The sequence below is a fragment of the Pedobacter frigidisoli genome (assembly GCF_004331675.1).
Classification (GTDB): Bacteria; Bacteroidota; Bacteroidia; order Sphingobacteriales; family Sphingobacteriaceae; genus Pedobacter; species Pedobacter frigidisoli.
Map to the genome: position 1 here is coordinate 153,996 of NZ_SJSN01000005.1, position 21,701 is coordinate 175,696.

General features: G+C 37.4%; 19 protein-coding genes. 5 read left to right on the forward strand and 14 right to left on the reverse strand.

The genetic code is table 11. From position 1 onward, the window contains the following. From EZ449_RS07810 to EZ449_RS07830, 5 genes are all read left to right on the forward strand, one after another. On the forward strand, positions 1-621 hold the full coding sequence (locus tag EZ449_RS07810; RefSeq protein ID WP_131557405.1) for a response regulator: 621 nt from the start codon (positions 1-3) through the stop codon (positions 619-621). Between the two features lie 216 nt (positions 622-837). Beyond that, the gene (locus EZ449_RS07815) at positions 838-3,153 is read left to right on the forward strand and encodes a hypothetical protein (RefSeq protein WP_131557406.1); all 2,316 of its coding nucleotides are present in this window, start codon (positions 838-840) and stop codon (positions 3,151-3,153) included. Between the two features lie 23 nt (positions 3,154-3,176). Further along, entirely contained in the window at positions 3,177-5,453 is a 2,277-nt protein-coding gene (locus tag EZ449_RS07820) for a hypothetical protein (RefSeq protein WP_131557407.1), read from the forward strand. Continuing rightward, complete coding sequence (locus EZ449_RS07825) at positions 5,443-6,798, forward strand: proprotein convertase P-domain-containing protein (RefSeq protein ID WP_205942959.1); 1,356 nt, start codon at positions 5,443-5,445, stop codon at positions 6,796-6,798. Before EZ449_RS07820 ends, EZ449_RS07825 begins: the two co-directional genes overlap by 11 nt. A gap of 102 nt (positions 6,799-6,900) precedes the next feature. Next, a complete protein-coding gene (locus tag EZ449_RS07830; protein WP_131557409.1) occupies positions 6,901-7,434 on the forward strand; it encodes a DUF4251 domain-containing protein in 534 nt (177 codons plus the stop codon). 33 nt (positions 7,435-7,467) lie between these two features. Here the strand turns inward: EZ449_RS07830 and EZ449_RS07835 are convergent, their stop codons facing one another. From EZ449_RS07835 to EZ449_RS07895, 14 genes are all read right to left on the reverse strand, one after another. Next, positions 7,468-8,553 carry a glutaminyl-peptide cyclotransferase gene (locus EZ449_RS07835; RefSeq protein ID WP_131557410.1) on the reverse strand — a complete coding sequence of 362 codons (1,086 nt, stop codon included), beginning with the start codon at positions 8,551-8,553 and terminating at the stop codon, positions 7,468-7,470. Continuing rightward, a complete protein-coding gene (locus EZ449_RS07840; RefSeq protein ID WP_131557411.1) occupies positions 8,531-8,896 on the reverse strand; it encodes a YraN family protein in 366 nt (121 codons plus the stop codon). The genes EZ449_RS07835 and EZ449_RS07840 overlap by 23 nt, the downstream gene beginning before the upstream one ends. Positions 8,897-9,005: 109 nt before the next feature. Further along, entirely contained in the window at positions 9,006-10,991 is a 1,986-nt protein-coding gene (gene dnaG, locus EZ449_RS07845) for a DNA primase (protein WP_131557412.1), read from the reverse strand. A gap of 152 nt (positions 10,992-11,143) precedes the next feature. Continuing rightward, positions 11,144-11,803 carry an SGNH/GDSL hydrolase family protein gene (locus EZ449_RS07850; RefSeq protein WP_131557413.1) on the reverse strand — a complete coding sequence of 220 codons (660 nt, stop codon included), beginning with the start codon at positions 11,801-11,803 and terminating at the stop codon, positions 11,144-11,146. A 19-nt stretch (positions 11,804-11,822) separates the two neighbouring features. Beyond that, the gene (locus EZ449_RS22800; protein ID WP_205942960.1) at positions 11,823-12,056 is read right to left on the reverse strand and encodes a DUF3471 domain-containing protein; all 234 of its coding nucleotides are present in this window, start codon (positions 12,054-12,056) and stop codon (positions 11,823-11,825) included. 1 nt (position 12,057) lies between these two features. Beyond that, on the reverse strand, positions 12,058-13,392 hold the full coding sequence (locus EZ449_RS07855) for a serine hydrolase domain-containing protein (RefSeq protein WP_205942961.1): 1,335 nt from the start codon (positions 13,390-13,392) through the stop codon (positions 12,058-12,060). A gap of 58 nt (positions 13,393-13,450) precedes the next feature. Further along, on the reverse strand, positions 13,451-14,392 hold the full coding sequence (locus tag EZ449_RS07860; RefSeq protein WP_131557414.1) for a hypothetical protein: 942 nt from the start codon (positions 14,390-14,392) through the stop codon (positions 13,451-13,453). Positions 14,393-14,471: 79 nt separating this feature from the next. Continuing rightward, entirely contained in the window at positions 14,472-15,656 is a 1,185-nt protein-coding gene (locus EZ449_RS07865; protein ID WP_131557415.1) for a M20 metallopeptidase family protein, read from the reverse strand. Beyond that, on the reverse strand, positions 15,643-16,083 hold the full coding sequence (locus EZ449_RS07870) for an SPOR domain-containing protein (RefSeq protein WP_131557416.1): 441 nt from the start codon (positions 16,081-16,083) through the stop codon (positions 15,643-15,645). The genes EZ449_RS07865 and EZ449_RS07870 overlap by 14 nt, the downstream gene beginning before the upstream one ends. A 107-nt stretch (positions 16,084-16,190) precedes the next feature. Further along, positions 16,191-16,484: a type II toxin-antitoxin system RelE/ParE family toxin gene (locus tag EZ449_RS23470; protein WP_131557417.1), complete on the reverse strand. Its 294-nt coding sequence runs from the start codon at positions 16,482-16,484 to the stop codon at positions 16,191-16,193. Beyond that, positions 16,469-16,696 carry a hypothetical protein gene (locus EZ449_RS07880; RefSeq protein WP_131557418.1) on the reverse strand — a complete coding sequence of 76 codons (228 nt, stop codon included), beginning with the start codon at positions 16,694-16,696 and terminating at the stop codon, positions 16,469-16,471. The genes EZ449_RS23470 and EZ449_RS07880 overlap by 16 nt, the downstream gene beginning before the upstream one ends. Positions 16,697-16,842: 146 nt before the next feature. Beyond that, on the reverse strand, positions 16,843-20,145 hold the full coding sequence (gene secA, locus EZ449_RS07885) for a preprotein translocase subunit SecA (RefSeq protein WP_131557419.1): 3,303 nt from the start codon (positions 20,143-20,145) through the stop codon (positions 16,843-16,845). Between the two features lie 140 nt (positions 20,146-20,285). After that, positions 20,286-20,585 carry a hypothetical protein gene (locus tag EZ449_RS07890; protein WP_131557420.1) on the reverse strand — a complete coding sequence of 100 codons (300 nt, stop codon included), beginning with the start codon at positions 20,583-20,585 and terminating at the stop codon, positions 20,286-20,288. Positions 20,586-20,747: 162 nt separating this feature from the next. Then, positions 20,748-21,698, reverse strand: a complete 951-nt coding sequence (locus EZ449_RS07895) for a Smr/MutS family protein (RefSeq protein WP_131557421.1) — start codon at positions 21,696-21,698, stop codon at positions 20,748-20,750. Positions 21,699-21,701 lie beyond the last annotated feature (3 nt).

Here is a 21,701-nt window from a genome sequence, read left to right on the forward strand (position 1 = left end):
ATGAGCATTCGCATATTCATTTACGATGATAGCATCGAGCGTAGAGATAGCTTAAAAGCATTATTAAGTCTAAATGATGATATTATTGTTGTTGGCGAAGCATCGAATTGCAAAAACGCAATTGCAGATGTCGAGGCCTTTTATCCAGATTTGGTTTTAATGGATATTAACATGCCAGAAGTAGATGGTTTGGAAGGTTTAAAATTGATCAAGAGCAAGTATCCTCAGATTAAGGTTTTAATGCAAACCGCTTATGATGATAGCGAAAAGATTTTCACTAGTATTAAAAATGGTGCCAGTGGTTATATTTTAAAGAACGATAAGCCTCAGCGAATTTTACAAGCCATTGAAGAGGTTAATGAGGGTGGTGCTGCCATGAATCCGGCCATCGCACAAAAGGTATTGGATTACTTTAAGCCAAATAAAAATAAATCGCCATTAAGCCCTAAAGAAAACGATGTACTCTCCTTATTGGCAGAAGGATTAAGTTATAAAATGGTGGCCGATAAACTTGGCGTAAGTTACACCACCATAAATACGCATACCAAACGCATTTACGAAAAACTCCATATCTCTTCACTTGGTGAGGCCATTGCCTACTATTATAAAAATTTAAAATAGTCAGGTTCTATCAGTTAAACAATGTTTTCCTAACAAATCTCCATCCCTACATCTAGGGATTTTCTGCATTACCAAATTCTACAAATTAGTGTATTCATTAACAGCCAAATAAAAGAAATCGAGCAATTTCTATGAAGCGTCTTTTCTTGAATTTAAAATTAACGGTTGCCTATCTCGCTTGAGAAAGGCTTTCTTTAACGCACTAATTGATAAATTATGAAGAAATTATTTACAATTTTAATTTGCATTTGTACTATTTATGCAAAGGCCCAAACGCCCGGAAACCCAATTGGCGGCATCGTAGTTAAGGGCGGTAGAAACCCAGGTGGAAGTATGTTAATATCACTAGATGGAGGCATTACCAATCCCACAAAACCGACTAAAGATGGCGCCAATTTATCCAATCTAACCAATATTAACGTTGGTGCTTATGTTCCCCTAACCGATTTTGGTAGAGCTACTAAAGGCGTAATCAACAAAACCTTGGGCATTAACTTCGGTGGTGGGTATTTATCTGGCAACAAGGATTATAACTTAAGTCCTTATACGCCGATTAATATTTCTGGGCAAAGTGGATCTCCAACAGTTTCGGCTAATGGCGCTGGAAGCCCCAAACAACAGGGTTTTAAATTTGAGAGTGGAGCACAGGCCAATTTTTCTTTTGGCGATGTTACCATTTCACCCATCTTAAATGGGAGTTACCTTAGCCTAAAACAACAGGCTTTTACCATTACTCAAACCAGTACCGTTAATGGCAAAACTGCAGACTATAATCTTTACACGCAAGCCGAAACTAAAACCTCTGGCTTTGCCGTTATTCCTAAATTAAGGGTAGCATATTTCCCTGGTAAACTTGGCCTTTTTGTAGAGGGAAATTATACCGCCGGACCAACAATAAACAATGAGACAACATTTTTTAAGCCTCAAGGTGATGCGCTAAAAGATGGCAGTTATAACATCGATCAAATGTTGTTGGGAACAAATCAGGCATTACCTAAAAGCACCAAATACGATGCACTAGGGTTTAATTTTGGGCTGAGCTACGCTCTATCGAAAAAAGGTTTCGATTCTTACAAAGCACATAGTGATATGGCTTCTGCAAAAGCCCAAAACCCACTTTACGAAGATAAATCGGGAAGCACAATCAATCCATTAGCCGAAAGAAGAGTAGAAGTTTTGAAAAGTAATAAAGAGGTTAGTAATCCCTCCCTTGATTTGATGCAAACCAACGATCAAGAAAACTGTAATCCATCGATTACCTCTCCAAAGCAATCTCAAAGATTTAATTTGAAAGAAAAAATCAGGTTTGCAGTTAATTTTTCATCAGCATTTACTGGAGAAAAAAACGTTAGGGTTTACAAGGTTTCTGATAACCCAGATTATTTGGGCACCCTAACAGAAAACCAAAGAAATGAGATTATTAATCCAGTAAGTTTAAGCGGCGGTAGAATGGTTGAGCAAAGCATTAAGGGTAAAGCAATAACAAAGAGCTTATCTGCAAGTGGCGCTGGCTTTGCTACAAATTTGGATAGGTTGGATGAGGGCAGTTACATCGCTTTTGTGGGAAATGGAACATGCAACGCAAATCCTGTATCGTTTAGTGTAAGCTCGGCACTTCACCGCTTGGATGTTTTGATTGATACCGCAAAATGTACTGGATTTAATGCCGCAGGGAAACCGGTTTATTCAATTAACATCACATTAAAAAACTTCAGCACTCCAACAGAAAACGTTACTTACGATGTCAATAATGCGCTTAACGTTGCTCAAAATGTAGCTATTCCTGGTAACATCATAACCAATATTGTTTATGCAGGTGCGGCAGGCACGTTTACCCTCGCTGCGAGTACCTATCCAACTACTTTGGGACCAGGCGCACAACAAACTTTTACCATTAATTATGTACCAACAAATGTAAATGCAACCTGTTTGAATCTAGAGATTTACATCAGCAGTAAACAAGGCGCAACCGTAATAAACGACAATACATTTTCATGCATACCCGTAAAACCTTGCACTTGTAACTATTGCGATAATATTAAGTGGGAATTTTCGAAAGAAGAGGTTACGGCCACCACGCAAGCAACAAACAACAGCATCAACATTTCTACAACGATAGCTTCGCCAAATGTTATGATCAAGTATTTCAAGGCTGAGCTAATCAGTTTTATACATGTGGCCGCTAACGGAACAGAAGAATGTTTTGGTTGCAATAAAGACAGTAATACATTTGGAAACTTTACCTCAGGAACCTTTACATCATCTGGTTGGGAAGTTCAAAATGGGCTGTTTCCTGTAATTCCATCGGGTGGAGGCAATACGCATCATACCTTGAGTTGGTTTTCGCTTAGTCCACCAGTTACCCAATTGGCAGGCTCGCAGGTGAGCATGAATATTTCGGCCCCGCCTTTTAGCACACTTGCCTGCTGTGATGATGTAATCAAATTTTGCATCAGATATAGCTTTACCAATAGAGAGTGCCAAACATGCAGTTTTGTAAAATGCTATGTGGTAACAAGGAAACACAAATAATTAACCTTTCAAAAGAAATTAAGATGAAAAATGCCATTTGTAAAATATTCTTGTTGCTTGCGATAATGCATTTTGCAACAAGCTACAGTAAAGCCCAATTACCACTTTTGCAGGGCGATGCAGTAGTTACCCACAGTCCGAATAATAATAGTGGCGGCATAAGTGCGGGTAACATTGTACTCAGAACAGTTAAAACCAACAATACGAGCTCTGCGCCATTGGGTGCAAATTGGAACACGGCAACAATGGTTCCTGCTGGTTTAAAACCCACCAATTGGAATGCTTCAAATTGGACATTTCAAAATTTAGGAAGTATTTTCGGAATTACTTTGGATGATCAACCACAACCAAATATCTACGTATCATCGAGCCAGATATACAGTGGCTCTGCCACAAATGCCAGCAAAATATGGCGATTAAATGGTAACACTGGTGCACATACCTTGGTTTATGATTTTGCAAATACTTCAAAATCTCTGGGAAACTTAAAATACTTTAGAACACCAAGTACGGAAAACATTTATGTATCCAATTGGGATGACGGAAAAATTCATCGGCTTACTGGAAATTCAGCATCGGCAAGTTTATGGGCGATTTCTACACCATTTAACCCAAAGTTTGGTTTGGCGGTTGATGATCCCACTTTATTACCTTATGGGTTGGCCATTAGAAATGTGAGTGGTGGGGCTTTTAGACTTTATTATTCTAAAATTAACACCAATAGTGCTCCGTATAGTGGAAACCAAATTTACAGTGTTGATATTGATGCGGCGGGAGCGTTTTTGCCTGCTACAGAAACATTGGTAACTACGCCAGCCATTCCCACTTATCAACCAATTGCAGATATAGCTTTTACCTCAAACGGAAAGAGTATGTTGGTTGGCCAACAAACTTGGTATGGCTTTGGATCCTTAAGCGCACACCAATCTTCAGTTGTAGAATTTACTTTTGTTAGCGGCAATACTTGGATAGCTAGCGCCAATGTTTTCCCATCTGGCAAGGGATCGTTTACAAACTGCGTTGGAGGGGTAAGCTACTCCAATAACGTTTTATTAGGAACTGGAACTGCTTTGGCTTGTGATACCTCGGCATATTTCACATCCGATTACATTAAATTTGGAGATCCACCTCCACCCGCCCAATATGTATATGGCATGCAGGGAATGAAAAGAGGCGTTGGAAATTCTTTGGCAAATTCAATCTGGATTGATCAGGATGATAACGTAAGTGCTGGTCCAGATAAAATGCAGTTGGGCGATATTGAAGTTTACAAAAAACCGATCAATTGTGTTACCTGTGGTTGTGGTAAATGGGCATCAGCCCCAACGCTTGGAGATATTCCTATCCCTGCGGTATCTTCAATAATTCATCCCGAATTATCGACAGGAAACTCAAGTAAGATTAAGCAAAATCAATCTTTAGATCAAGCGGAGCAATTACAACTTCCAGTTAGCTACCCCTTACAATTTATCCAAGGGAATGTTATTGGGATAATAAATGCGCTATACATTTGCACCGGAGATTGCGGCGCAACCTATTCTTGGCAAATTACAGCAATTACAGGCGTGAATGTTGCCTCGGGAAATAGTTTGCCAATTAACTTGAGTGAATACAACACCAAATTTACCTGTGGTAAATATGTACTAACCATTAAGGCTAAATGTGGGGATAGCAATTGCGAAAGTTTAACAATTCCAATTACCATTATTTGCGAACCACCTAGCTGTTGCAAGGCAGAAATTACGATTAAACAAACTGCTGCATCTTTTAATATCGTAAATAATTTAGCCAATCCAAATGCTTTTTCGATTGGATCAAGTAGCTTTAATATTTCAACAACAACGCCAATGAGCGAAGTGCGGGTAAGTGTTGAGGAATTTAGATTAAGTGCCTCCTCGCCAAATTGCTTAAACTGTAATAACAGGCCTGTAACTTGGGGAAATATCCTAGCAGCCAACATTAATGCGCAACCTATGACATTAAGTGGATACGTTGGGCCAACAACTGGAAGCATCGCTGCAGATTACAGAGAAGCGGTATTGAGTTCAACATCACCAATATTTTTGAATCCTGCAACATTGAATATTAAACTCTCCTTACCTACAATAACTGAGTTATCTTGTTGCGAAGTTAAAGTGTACCTATGCCTAAAATTCACTTTCAAAGATTTAAATTGCAATGAATGTGTGAAGATGGTTTGTGGTGAATTTATTTTAAAACCACCAACAGGTGGGCATGGCGTAACCGATGTTTTACCAGCCGATAAGAGCAAAATTAAAATATTTAATATTGAACACTAAAAGCACTCCATTAAAAAAAACCAGCAGCCTAATTTGGCTGCTGGTTTTTACTTTACTCCTCAATTCTTTGCCAAGTTCTGCACAAACATTTACCAAAAAAGGTGCAGAACTGTACGATTATTACGGCTACTATTTTAGGCAGGAATTTAAGATTGAGGTAAGTGGCTTATCATCTATTGCAGATAGCACATTTGGTTTAGCTGAAGTAAAACTGAATTTACATCACGAACGAGTTAGCGATTTAAAGATCACTTTAGAAAGTCCTGATGGCACGAGTATTTGGCTTACCAACAGAAACGGAAAAGATTCTGGTGCCAATTACATTAATACCACTTTTTCACAATTTGGTAAATCGGGGTTAATCAGTGCAGCAAGATCTCCATTTACAGGGAATTATCGCCCAGATGGCCAATTAGAATTTTTAAACCACGGCCAAAACCCCAATGGAACTTGGAAACTTTATATCGAGGATTTAAAGAAAGATTACACAGGCTTTTTAGATAGCATCCAACTTAGTTTCAGTAATAATCCTGCAAAGCCGATTGTTATTAAGAAATGTGATTTTGAAAACATTGGCTTATGCGATTGCGCTTCAGGAAAACAATCGTGTGAATTGCTCCCCGATTTGGTAATCATTCCGTTTTTTACAGAGAATCAAATTCAGGAATATGCTTGGAATGATAAATTGTATCCTGGTCAGTTGCGTTTGGCTGCTACTATCGCCAATATTGGTTATGGGCCAATGGAAATAAAAGGAACAAAAGATTGGTACTGCGGAACAACAAAGGTTGATGGATCACAAACCTGTCCCGATGGAAAAACCAGTCGCTTAAATGTTAACCAGCGAATCTATAGCAAAGAAAAGGGCACTTTAACTTTTAAGGATTTGCCTGCAGGAACCATGTATTTTGAGAACAAGCCTGGGCATAACCATTACCATGTTGATGATTGGGTTGAATTCCGATTGGTTAAAATGGAAGGCAAAAAACGTTACATTATATCTAGGGGATCAAAGGTAAGTTATTGCTTATTCACCACTGGCATACTTTATAAATCTGATAATTTTAGCTTAATCAATGGCAAACAGTATGGAGAGAATATGCCAAATTATGGCCTCGGATTTTACCCAACTTGTAATTTCGATCAACAAGGAATTAGCGTTGGCGGCTATGATACTTACGGAATGTTGTACGAAGGACAATATTTAAACCTCCCAAAAAACTTAAAGAATGGAGACTACACCTTGGAGATTGAGATTGATCCACATCATTGGTATAGGGAAAGCAACAAGAAGAATAATGTCTTTAAAATGAAGATTCATATCGACAAACAAGAGCGGCAATGAGGTTTAATGAGTAAATTTACTTATCAATCATTTTTGGCATCGTTATGGAATCTTGGAAACTGATGCATCTTTAAATTGTTCATTCTTTAAAACACACACACTATGAAACATTTAAAATTTATATTAGGCCTAGCTTTTATTTCTTTTACCGTCCAAACATTTGCCCAAACCGACAAAGAAACTACAGCAAAGATTGTAGCAAATAAAACCTATAATTTTGTTGCAAGTACAGCTTTGCCAATGGCTAACAATGATATTAATAGAATCTTTAGTGCTATGCCCGGCGCTCAAAGTGGCTCCATGATTAACCTTACCGGATCACAGTATGATGTTCGAGTTACTAAGGATAGTGTTGTGGCGTATCTACCTTACTTTGGAAGATCTTACAGCGCACCGATGAACCCAAGCGAGGGTGGGATAAAATTTACCTCAAAAGATTTCACCTACACCGAAAGTAAAAATAAGAAAGGCGCTTATACCATTCAGATTAATACGAAAGATGTGCAGAGAGAGAATTATAGGTTTACACTGAACATCACTACAAGTGGTTACGCCTCGCTGGTGGCCAGCAGCATTAACAAGCAACCAATTGTTTTTAATGGGTATTTAGATGAGCCAAAGAAAAAAGATCAATAAAAAAAAGCCAGATTTTTGAATCTGGCTTTTTAGTTATTTCTTAATTAATTTAATTTCAAAAACATGAGGCCACTTTTTACCAGTAACAAAAAGTCGTTTTCCAACCTTATCGTAGGCAATTCCGTTTAACACGTTATTGGCCTTGGCATCATCATTCTTAAAATAATTATCTGGTATCAAGCCTATTAAGTTGATTTTACTGTCTACAGCGCCAGTTTCTGGATTGATAATTAAAATATTATTGGTGGTGTAAACATTGGCATAAATTTTCCCATCAATAACTTCTAATTCATTTAGGTTTTCAATTGCGGCTTTATCATCATACACATCGATTGATCCTATTTGGGTAAACTTATTTTTATCCAAAAAATAAATCGTGTGCGATCCGTCGGTATTTAACACTTTTTTGCCGTCGAAAGTTAAGCCCCAACCCTCGCCTCTACCAATTGAGAAAGGAAGTTCAGAAAGCTTTTTAAGTGTTGCCTTATCATAAACAAACCTCACTTTCTCGCGATAAGTAAGCTGAATAATTTTATCACCAATTACCGTCATCCCCTCGCCAAAATATTTCTTATCTAGATCCGTTTTTTGCAAAACCTTACCTGTTGCAGGATCAACTTTACGCAGACTCGAATTTCCATAATCACCAGCGCTTTCATAGAAAAATCCATCATGATATTCCAAACCCTCTACATATGAGGAGGTATCATGAGGAAGTGTTTTAATTATTTTGTACGAATATTCTACTGGAGGCTGTGCTGCCAAAACATTAATATTGGAAGTTAATTCCTCCGATTTTCCTTCACCATAAATGCGGGCAGTTAATAGGTGATTACCCAATTTTAAGCCAGCGGTTTTTAGTTTTATTGCCGTGGTATCTGTTTTAGAAATAACTGTTGTGGTATCTAATAAATAAACTACAGAATCCACTTTTTGCTCTTTACCAAAAAGTACTTTCACCTCAAAATCATTTCCAGAGGAAACATTTAAACCCACCAAGGGAGCAATAAAGCTACGATAGGTATTTGGAGTATCATCCTTACAAGCGCTAACAAAAGCGGTCGCAACTGCGATAAATAATAATGTTTTTATTTGGTTAGTCTTCTGGCCAAAAAGCATCCTCAATGTGGTTTAATGTATATTTATTATTTTTTGTAAATGTAATGGCAATAATATCAAAACGAATATCATTTTGATGATTCATGATTTCAATATATTCTGTTGCCGCCAACTCCATTTGAAGTTGTTTAGCCTTTTCGACAAAATCTTCAGGTGCCCCAAAAGCTATGGATGTTCTTGCTTTAACTTCAACAAAGATCATGATTCTATCCTTGTAAGCAATTAAATCTACTTCTGATTTACCATGAGTCCAGTTCTCATCTAAGATTTCATCACCATTATCCTCCAGATATTGTTTGGCAATACGTTCTCCATCCTTACCTAAATCGTTATGAGTTGCCATTTTAATGAATTATTGAATGATGGGTTATTGAATGAGTGAATGATACCTTTCTGAAAAAATGAATAAACTGCCCTGATCCAAAAATCCCTAAATCTTGTTAATCTTGATCCTATTTAACGATAACAGAACCCAAGAATTTTGAAATCTCTCGCTCTACACCTTTTATCACGCCATAACGTTGCATTAAAATCATTTGGTTATCCTGATCTTTTTCATCCTTAATTTCTTTTAAAAGGTTGGTTAAAATTCGATCAACCTTACGCTTTTTAAGGTGAAAAATTCCACCTAAAATTGTTGCTTTCAAATTCATGCTTTCATCCTTAACATAAATTAAGTGTTTGTTTAACCAATTTTCACTCAGGGCATATTCTGATGTTGAAAGTGTAATGGCCATATCTGCAATGTCCCTCTCTTGATGTTTAACAAAGTGATTTGCGGTAGGCAACCTTCCATTGTCAATTTCAGATTTATAGTAATCAATAATTTTCTTGCAAACTGGATTTTCAAAGTCAACATCTGCTAGATTCTGCATAATGAAAGAGCCAATGTACATGTCATCGATGTTATCCCAATTTACAAACTCATGTCCATAAGCTAATAGCAAACGCACAATTTCCTTTTCTTGATGCTCATCGTTTTCCGTGCTATTGCTTTGTTGATCAAGTGGTCCGGCATTATCATCCCATAAATTATCTGGTGGGCCAAGCGGTTCTGGCGGACCAGAGGAATATGGACTGTTACTTGAATTGTTATTGTTAGCCCTTTGATTACTTTCGAAGCTTTTCTTAACCTTGGCCGAGCGCATTTTGTTCAGTTCACTCATTAAGATTCGTTCTTCAATTTCGAGCAAACTACTACACTCCCTAATAAAAACTGAAGCTTTAATCTGATCGGGAATTTTGGCAATACTTTCAACTATATCGCGGATAATGCCTGCCCTTTTAATTGGATCATCGCCTGCATCTTTTAATAATACATTGGCTTTATATAGGATAAAATCGCGTCTGTTATTTTCTAGATAAGTTTTAAATGCACCTGCACCAACATGATGCATATATGAATCAGGATCATGTCCATCAGGAAAGGAAACAATTTTAACATTGAGTCCTTCTTCCAAAATCATGTCCAAACCACGGAGGGAGGCTTTAATACCTGCGGCATCTCCATCAAATAAAATGGTAATGTTTTGGGTAAACCGCCCAATTAATTTAATCTGCTCAACCGTTAATGAAGTTCCTGAAGAAGCAACCACATTCTCTATCCCAGCCTGATGCACCGAAAGCACATCGGCATAACCCTCTGCTAAATAACAATTATCTAAATCTCGAATTGCCTTCTTAGCATGGAAAAGTCCGTATAAAACATTCGATTTATGATAAATTTCACTTTCTGGAGAGTTTACATATTTCGGAACATTCTTATCTGTTTTGAGGGTTCTACCTCCAAAACCAATCACTCTACCTGTAAAACCATGAATTGGAAACATTACCCGACCTCGAAAACGATCGTAAATTTTCCCGTTATCATTTTTTATGGATAAACCTGTTGATTCCAAAAACTCGAGTTTATGTCCTGCATTGATCGCACTTTGCGTCATGGCATCCCAAACATCAGGCGAATAACCTACCTCGAATTTTTTAAGGATATCTTCTCTAAAACCTCTTTCCTTAAAGTAGCTTAATCCAATGCCTTTACCCTCATCAGTTTCCCAAAGCTGTTTTACAAAAAAGGTTGCCGCATATTGAGAGACAATATAAAGACTTTCCTTGGCGCTTTGCACTTCAGCATCTTGAGGGGTAAGTTCGGCCTCCTCAACTTCTATATTGTATTTATTAGCTAAAAACTTAAGTGCTTCTGGATATGAATATTTTTCATGATCCATAATAAAGCGCACCGAATCGCCACCTTTACCACAGCCAAAACACTTGTAAATGCCTTTGGTAACTGATACGTGAAATGATGGCGTTTTTTCGCCGTGAAAGGGACAATTACCAATTAAACTGGTTCCGCGTTTTTTTAAGTGCACAAAATCCCCAACTACCTCCTCTATACGAGCGGTATCCATTATCTTATCTATTGTTTCGCGGTTGATCATAACCCCAAACCCCTAAAGAGGCTTTTCCTTTCTATCGTTTTAATACCTATTCCCAAAAACTTTGCTTCTATATCTGTCTACGGAATTTACACTTATTGTACAGCGTTATTTCCAACTCGCCTGTATTTCCCCCTTCGGGAGCTAGGGGGAATTTACTTTACCAACGGCAATAATTGATCTGCAACCAATTTATTGCCTATATCATTTAAATGCACCCTATCAACAGTTAGAATTCCTTTTTCATTATCTTCTGGATTATTACTTGCCTCGTAATCGGCAAAGATTTTCCTTAAATCACAAACTGGCAAATTGTTTTTTGCAGCCAGTTCTCTAATTCCAGCGGCATATTTATTTAAATCGGCATCTAGTTCATTGGTTCCGTCTTTCTTTTCTCCAACAACCGATGGAGTAACCAACACAACCTTGCTTCCAACACCTTGAATCTTATTGATCAATGCTTGATAAAACTTCAAATACTTATCGTAATCGGTACCGGTATGTGATGATTGTTTATGCCAAACATCATTAATGCCCACATAAATGACCACTAAATCTGGCTTTTTACTAAGTACATCATCCTCTAACCTCAAGTATAAATCATAAACCTTGTTACCACCAATTCCGGCTCCAAGCACATTGTACTTTGTAGAATCTAAAGCTTTTTTAATGAGGGTTACGTATCCATTTTTGGATAAGCCTTGCTGTGTAATTGAATCGCCAAAAAAGATGATTCGTTTCGGTTTAAATGTCATTGATGTTAATGCGATTAAGCAAAAGCCAAGTAAAATACTTGTTTTAAATAGGTTTTTCATGTTATAAATTGGTTAGGGATTATTTCTTATCGATCTTTTTGAAATCCAGATCCTGAAAATCAAAACTAAAATCTGTTAATGGTGAAATGGCTTCCATTTTGAAACCATTAGCAACTGCGTTATTATCGAGACTAAAGTTTACAAAGGCATCAGCATCTAAGCTTCTATCGTACCATTTTACAATAAAGGTATTTCCTTTGTAGTAGGTCATGTCGCCACGTAGCTTTGGTGCGTTTTTAGCTTGAAAATGCATTTTACCCATTTACTTCGCTAATGGTAACTTCTCCAAACCAAGCATCGCGATAAGTTCCAAAATAGCTTTTAACATCAGGTTTTGTGGCATTTGATTTTTGCTGAGCACTAATATCTGCCCAAACCTTTGTCACCATTTCGTTAGCCTGTTTTTCGTTTGCAAGCCTATTATCGTTGTAAGTTTTTATCCTATTCTGACCTTTAATGCCAAGATAACCATCTTTGATTGAATTTGTAATGGCGCTAAATGCAGCACCAGATTGTTGATTGGTTAACACGATAATACCCAATTTAAGATCGGGAAGAATGGTAACCTGCGTTACAATGCCAGATAACCCACCGGTATGCGTTGCCTGGAAATTACCATTAACATTACTCAAGAACCAGCCTAATCCATAACTACTAAAACTTGCAGGATTTCCACCAGTAATAATAGTTTGGGGTGTCCAAAGTTCTCTAGCAACAGCAGGAGTAAATAATTTCTTATCCATGCTATCACCGTATTTTCCACCGTTCATCATTGCCATTACCCATTTACTCATATCGGTAACGTTAGAATAAATACCGCCTGCAGCATTTGCAATTTCCCCAAAACTTAATCCTACCGGAAGCAATTTCCCCTCGTAAGGCGCATGACCATCGATTACATTCGATTTATCTTTTAGGCGATACCAAGAGGCGGCAGTTTTTGTCATCCCCAAAGGTTTAATGATTCTGCTTTCTATAAAATCTTCATATGTAATTCCCGATACTCTGGCCACCACATCTCCCGCAACAATATACATTAGATTGTCGTAATCATATTTAGTTCTAAAAGATGAAACGGGTTTTAGATAGCGAAGATTGTGAATCAACTGTTTTTTGTCAACCGTTGAAGAATCTGGCCAAATCATTAAATCGCCAGCACCCAAACCCAAGCCACTGCGGTGCGTTAGCAAATCGCGAATGGTAAATTCACTGGTAACGTAAGCATCGTACATCTTAAATTCTGGAATAACATCGGTTACTTTTGTATCCCAAGTGATTTTCTTTTCATCAACCAGCATACCCAAGGCAGCTGCAGTAAGAGCCTTGGTATTTGATGCCACACCAAAGAGTGTATTTTCATCAACCTTTTGATTCGTTTTTATGGAGCGAACCCCATAACCTTTCAAATGGATTATCTTACCATCTTTTATGACCGAAACCGCAATTCCTGGAACATTAAAAGTGGTTAAGGTTTTTTCTACAACACTATCAATCTGTTTTGAGGTAAGCACTTGTGCCTGCAGATTAACGCCGCAAAACATGAATAAAATGGCTGTTATTTTAAATTTTAAAGAAGAAAGGAATTGCATTTTGATGGGTTTAAATAATCGTTTAAAGATAATAAATCTTTTATGCGTTAGTAAATCCTTATTTGCCCTTTTCGAGTTGGTAATCTTTATGAACGATTAGGAAACTTGCTCGTTCTTCCTTTTTGAAAGGATAATCCCAATTGCCTTGATAAGTGATTTTAGTTGGCAATTTATCATCACCGAAATAACCCATTTCAATATTCATCTGGACATCAAAATCAAAAAGCATATTGCCATATTTCATATCGACATATCGCCCGAGAATATTAAAATTCCGCTTATCGAAAATGGTAATCAGTTCCTTAATCATTAATCCATCTTTAGTCCAGCTGCTTAAATCTGGTTTCATAGAAACCTTAAAACGGTAGACCGGAATAGAATCCAAATAGGTTCCGCTGGTAAAACCATAATCATAATACTGGCGCATATTTGCCGAGAAAATTTCGGTCTTGCTACCAATAAAAGGCACCTTAACTGGCCTGCCTGGATTGAAGATCAAGGTTTTCAATTTATCCTTATAACTTTCGTTTGTTCCACCTTTACCATCGCTAGCTGGCGCATTTGGGATAAAGTCGGTGTTATAAGCATTCATAAAGATATAATCGAACATCTCGATGGTGTAAAGCTGGTACTTACCGTTTTTCTTGTAAAGCTTACCACTTTCCTCTTTTACAAGATACTCCATTTTATACTGTCCGCTATTGTTATGTTTGATCTTGCGGTAGATTTTGCCCTCAACCTTATTCTTTTTATCGTAGCTAAAAATCCTATTTTCAGCTACAAAACTATATCGTTTCATATCCCTAAAAGACTGATAAAATGAAGTATCATTTACCACTTTATTGATAAAAGTTTCGATGTTTAACTTTTCGGCCTTAATGTTTACGGTAGAATCTAAAGTAATGGTTTTAATGGTATCGGGATTGAAACGTGGAATCTCTTGTGCGAAACCATTGTAAAAAAACGATGTGATGATTATAAGTAAGAATATTTTCTTCATGTTTGGTTGTGGTGGCAAAAACAATGCCCTTTTAGATATGCATGGAAATTCCATTATCCATCTTACATTGTCCGTTTTTCTAATTGCCCAATTGCTTTAAGGCAATGAAAGCCATTAAGCCAGTAGATATTTTAAGCGCATCTTCATCAACATCAAATCTTGGCGTGTGGACTGAATATTGAGTATCTTTCGCTGCATTTCCAGTTCCTAAACGGTAAAAACAGGCATCTGTTACTTGTGAGTAGAAAGAAAAATCTTCGGCAGCCATCCAAATATCTAAATCCACTACATTTTCTTTACCCAAAAATTCTTCAGCAAAACTTCTTGCATTTGCAGTTAGTTTCTCTTCATTAATTAAAAATGGATAGCCCCTGTGAATATCAAAATCGCAACTTCCACCCATGCTCTCGGCCATGCCTTCTGCCATTTTCTTCATGCGAACATGCGCTTCAGCTCTCCAATCTTCATCCAAAGTTCTAAAAGTACCTTCGATTTTAACTTCATTTGGAATGATATTGGTTGCTCCATTGGCGGTTACCTTGCCGAAAGATAAAACGGAAGGTAAACGTGGGTCTGCATTTCGGGAAACAATTTGTTGTAGGGCAACGATGATGTGCGAGGCAATTAAAACCGGATCGATATTTTGATGAGGCTGTGCACCATGCCCACCTTTTCCGGTAACTGTCACATATAATTCGTCGGTAGAGGCCATATAAATGCCAGAGCGAAAGCCAACTTTACCCGTTTCAATTAACGGCATCACATGCTGACCAACAATATAATCGGGCTTCGGATTTTCCAAAACACCCTCTTTAATCATAATACTAGCGCCCCCAGGAAGCAGTTCCTCAGCAGGTTGAAAAATCAATTTAATGGTTCCACCGAAATCATCTTTCAATTGATTTAAGATATAAGCTGTACCTAAAAGTGATGACGTATGCACATCATGTCCGCAGGCATGCATTACACCATGGTTTTTTGAGGCATAAGGTTTATCATTCGCCTCGTGAATTGGTAATGCATCCATATCGCCACGTAAGGCAATTACCTTATCTGATGGCAGATTTCCCTTAATTAAACCTACAACACCCGTATTTGCACAACTGGTAAACTCAATTCCCCACTTCTTTAATTTATCTTTAATAAATAATGAGGTTTCAAATTCTTTATACGATAATTCTGGATTGGCATGAATATGTTGACGATAGCCTACGACATCGTTGAAGATGTTGGCGGCTAATTCCTGTATTTTATCTTTGATCATCAGTTGTTGTATCTAAACTTGGTGCATTAATTTTTTCCCTAAAAATAAATAATGTTGGGAAAGTTGATCTGATTTCGCTCATTAAACGTTGAGCTTCTAATCGTGTTCTAAAATCGCCGACCCGAACATAATAGTTTGGCTCTTTATAAATGAGATAGGTATTAAATCTTGGATAAAGGCTTTTAAAGCGAGCTTGTTGGCTAAAAACTTCCCGTCTATCTGACCCATAAAAAATCTGGACACGATAACCGTAGGCAGAAACAATTGGCTTACCAATCTTTACCTCGCCAGGTGTTTTATAAACTTGCGAACGCTTGGCAATCAAACTGTCTATTAATGGATCTTTTATAACGGTTACTTCGCCCCTTTGAGCAAAAGACGTAGTAAAAAGGAATAAACAAAATATAAAAGTTAGTGTTATTTTCATGTGTAATTAAACCCTGACTATTCGAAAATTGTTTAGAAAACAAAAAAGCCAAACTTCGTGCAAAATTCGGCATTCTTTATGGGTTGTGCAAATGGTAGTTTACACTGTTAAATTATTAATTTATCTGGATTTTGATTGGTAGGCCAAATGGCATGAATGATAATCCGAAAATCTTCGCTCTCATAAAAAATTATATAATCTAATACAATTAATCCTCGAATATTTGCTTTTGAGGATTGAATGCCCAGGTGAGGGTTCTTTATTAGGAGCCTAATGTCCTTATTGAATCTTTTATAAAGTATTGCAGAATACTTTTTATTGCCATTTCTTTGAGCATAAAATTCAAGTATAGCGTAGAGTTTAATTCTCGCTTTGTGAGACCAAATTATTTTTTTAGCCATTCGTTTACTTCATCATCAAGTGCAGATTGTTCTACAAATAAGCCATTTTTAACTTGTTCTTGGGATGAAATAATCTCTTGTTTCTGTTCGGGAGACAGATTTAAGATTTTGCTTTGTGAGTTTGTGCCGATAATGGTAACGCCAAATTCTTTTAGAATTTGTTTTACAATTGAACTTTTATCATCAGGTATGTTAATCGTTAAAGTTTCCATCTATCTAAATTACAAAATAAAATTTGCAATTCTTTAGGCAATTAGATTGAATTATACCAATTCATTGTTACTTTAATTTTATTAAAGCAATCAAAAAGGCCACATCATTTGATGTGGCCTAGCTATAATATTATCGCAAATTGCTATTAAAAGTTTGCTCCGTGACAGTTTTTGAATTTCTTACCACTTCCACAAGGGCAAGGTTCATTACGACCAACAGTTGCTTCCTTGCGAATTGGCTGTTGAGGAATCGCCTCTCTTGTATCTCCAAACTCAACACCTGGCTGCTCGGCACCAAACTCTTGTTTAGTGGTTTGCAACTTAGGCTGTTTTACAGGAGCTGGTGCTTCTCTAACATCCTCAGCTTCTTGCTGAACTGGAATTCCACCTTTATACAAGAAACTCACTACTTCCTTATTCACCGCATTAAGCATGTTTTTGAATAAGTTGAAAGCTTCCATTTTGTAAATTACCAATGGATCTTTTTGCTCGTAAACTGCATTTTGAACTGATTGTTTTAAATCATCCATTTCACGTAAATGCTCTTTCCAGCTATCGTCAATTAAGGCAAGTACAATTGTTTTTTCGAACGAACGAACAACCTCTTTTCCTTTGTGATCAATAGCTTTTTTCAAATCAACTGCAACTTGAATTCCACGAATACCATCGGTAAATGGCACAACAATCTGCTCAATATGCTGACCGCGTTCTTCGTAAACCTGCGTTAAGACTGGTAACGATTGCTGAATAATTGCCTCTGATTTACGAGCATAAAATGCTTCAGCTTCTTCGAATAATCTTTCTGTTAAGGTTGGAATATTTGTAGAAGAGAATTCCTTTTCAGTGATGGCAGTATCAACCGAGAAGTTTTTAATTACTTCTAGTTTGAAACCATCGTAATTTGCCTCTTCCTTATATTCTGTTACGATATCTTCGGCAACATCGAATACCATATTGTTCATATCTACATCTAAACGCTCTCCAAATAAGGCGTTTTTACGTTTAGCATAAATAACCGTACGTTGCGAGTTCATCACGTCATCGTACTCCAATAAACGTTTACGAATACCAAAGTTGTTTTCCTCAACTTTCTTTTGGGCACGTTCGATGGATTTGGTAATCATCGAGTGTTGAATTACTTCTCCATCCTCAATTCCCATACGCACCATAATGCTGGAGATTCTCTCCGAACCGAACAAACGCATTAAGTTATCTTCCAATGAAACGAAGAACTGAGAAGAACCCGGATCACCTTGACGACCAGCACGACCACGTAACTGTCTATCAACACGACGAGATTCGTGACGTTCCGTACCAACGATTGCTAAACCACCAGAGTCTTTTACGCCAGCGCCCAATTTAATATCCGTACCACGACCAGCCATGTTGGTTGCAATGGTAACCTGACCAGCCTGACCAGCTTCGGCAACAATATCTGCCTCTTTCTGGTGCATTTTCGCGTTTAACACATTGTGCTTAATTCCACGAAGTTTAAGCATACGGCTCAATAATTCCGAAATCTCAACTGAAGTTGTACCTACTAATACTGGTCTTCCTGCCTCTGTTAATTTTACAATCTCATCAGCTACAGCATTGTATTTTTCACGAACTGTACGGTAAACATAATCCTGTTGATCTGATCTTGAGATATTTCTATTGGTTGGGATTTCAACAACATCTAGTTTATAAATCGACCAGAACTCACCTGCTTCTGTAGTTGCAGTACCCGTCATACCGCAAAGTTTGTGGTACATACGGAAATAATTTTGCAAGGTTACTGTAGCATAAGTTTGAGTTGCATCTTCAACTTTTACGTTTTCCTTGGCCTCAATTGCTTGGTGTAATCCGTCAGAGTAACGGCGGCCATCCATAATACGACCCGTTTGCTCATCAACAATTTTAATCTTTCCCTCATCGATGATGTATTCCACATCAATTTCGAATAAAGTATAAGCTTTTAATAATTGGTTAACCGAGTGAATACGTTCCGCTTTAACAGAATAATCACGCATTAAGGCATCTTTCTGAACAACTTTCTCTTCCAAAGGCAAATCAGATTTCTCTAGATCTGCAACCTCAGTACCTACATCTGGTAAAACGAAAAAGTTTTGATCCTCACCCGATTGGGTAATCAATTCAATACCTTTTTCAGTTAGCTCAACCTGATTATTTTTCTCATCAATGTAAAAGAACAATTCAGAATCTACCTTAGGCATGTTCTTAGATTGATCTGCCATGTAATGATTTTCAGTTTTTAGCAACAAACCACGAACACCGCTTTCACTTAAGAATTTAATTAATGCCTTATTTTTTGGCAAACCACGGTAAGCACGTAATAAAGCTAAACCACCCTCACCTTCTTCAGTTCCACTGTTTCCAGCATTGATTAATTTTTTAGCTTCGTTTAAAGCTGAAGACACATAAGCTTTTTGCGCATTTACCAAACGTTCGATACGTGGTTTCAACTCATAAAATTCATGCTCATCGCCACGAGGAATTGGACCAGAAATAATTAACGGTGTACGGGCATCATCAATCAAAACTGAATCGACCTCATCTACCATTGCAAAATGTTGCTTGCGCTGCACCAATTGGTCTGGCGTTTGCGACATATTGTCACGCAGGTAATCAAACCCGAACTCATTATTGGTTCCGTAAGTAATATCCGATGCGTAAGCTTTTCTCCTTTCTTCTGAATTTGGTTCGTGTTTATCAATACAATCAACACTTAAACCATGGAACTCGAACAATGGTCCGTTCCATTCACTATCACGACGAGCAAGGTAATCATTCACCGTTACGATGTGAACGCCTTGTCCGGCAAGTGCATTTAAATATGCAGGAAGCGTACTTACCAAAGTTTTACCCTCTCCAGTAGCCATCTCGGCAATTTTACCGCTGTGTAACACGATACCACCAATCAACTGCACGTCGTAATGAACCATGTTCCACGCTACCTCAGTTCCGGCAGCATCCCATTTATTAGCCCAATGCGCTTTATCGCCAACAATTTTCACATTGTTTTTACGAGCTGCGTAATCTCTATCAAATTGTGTAGCTGTAACTTCTAAAAAATCGTTTTCACTTAAACGACGAGAAGTTTCCTTTACTACAGCAAAAGCCTCAGGAAGAATTTCCAAAAGCACTTTTTCTAATTCTGCATCTCGGTCTTTGCCTAAAGCATCAACCTGATCGTACAAGGCAGTTTTTTGGTGAAGATCTAAATCTTCTCCATCGGCATCTGCTTTTAAGCCCGCAATTTTTGCATCGATATCACTTAAGAAAGCAGAAATTCTTTCCTTAAATTCTATGGTTTTTCCACGCAAATCATCGTTGCTAAGCACTGAAAGTTTATTGTATTGTTCGTTAATTTGAACAACTAATGGCTGAATAGCCTTTATATCTCTATCTGATTTACTTCCGAAAACCTTCGCTAAAAATCCTAACATTATTATATATTAAATCGTAAATTTTATTAAAAATTGATGTGATACAACAACTGAGCCATGGCTTTTTGCAAGTCATTTTGGCTGTTGCTGGTATAAATGAGGCTCAAAAACCTTATATAAGATTTGATAAGAAAAGAAAACTAAGGACTGTTATTCTTTGGATTTTTACGAATGGTTAAATCGGCAATTACCTGATTAACACTGATATATTTCGCAACCCTTAATGGATTTTGGGTTCCTATTAAAGCTAGACTGGTGTAAGATAATAAATAGGGATTGTGTTGTTCGTTGAGCTGAACAGAACTTCTATCCGTTACATTAGCACCAATTTTATGCTCATTACAATATTCATTTAATATTCTAAGCCCTTCAACACGTTCGGCTTTTGCCAAATGTGTTAAGCTAAAAAATACAAGAGATATGGTAACTAGGTGTTTCATTAATTTGGGGCAAAGCTAGTTTTAATCTTTTATAAAAAGAAATTAGATTGGCTCAAAAACTGTACCTCGATTTTTATATGAAATTTCTATCCTTTTATATTCATCCGATGACTGATCCTGCATTTAGCAATTCAGCAATCAAACAATCCAACAATATATCAATTACTTAAAAACTACCTCTGTCGCACCATAACCAAATTTCTCTTTGCGAGCATCCATATAGGTTTTTACATTTGGATTTTTGCTGATCAGCTTGTGGATTTTATCCCGCAAGGTTCCGTTTCCTGATCCGTGAATAAAAATCATTTTATCGAAATGATGAACCACAGCAGCATCGATAGCGTTTTGAAAATGATTCAGTTGAATTTTAAGCATTTCATCGGGCTCTAGAAAATGATGATCGTCTCTTAACTTTTCGATATGCAGATCTACCTCTTTCGCAGGCGCATCTATCGTTTTCTTTTGATCCGCACCCTTAAAAAAGCTTTCCTTTAATTTTTGCACATCAATAATTGGAGCCTGCTCGTCGAGGCGAATTAACCATCCTTTTTGTTTTGAATTTGGCAACTCTTTCAGCTCGCCACTAAAATCCTTTGCACGGAATTTCTTGCGAATAACCAAGGGCGCTAATGGTTTAATATCAGCTGTGCTGAATAATAAAACCTGAAATAAAAACTCGGGCCAAATATCTAAATCGGCTAAAGATGCCGAGTAAACCAGCACTGAATTATATGAAGAGATAACGCCATGGTAAGCACCAGCATACTTTTCTTTTCGCTCCGTATTTAAGGCAACTAATAAAGCGCTTGGTGTTTGATTCTGCAAGTGAAAATGAACCACATTACCGGCTTTATTATCATTTGCAACCGCCAAATAAATACCATTTTCAATTTTACTTACGCTCGGAATATTAACCTGAATGGGTTTAGGCGCATCAATTTCTTCAGCAGAAACACCATGACCATGCACAGAAGTTAGATTACTCACCGCAACAGGTATTTCGAAACCATCCTCATCGGTAACACCTAATGTTTGGCTATCGATAATCTTCGTTACATAACCCTCACGTTTTTCATCAACAAAACGAACAAAATCTCCTAGTTTGAATTTCATATC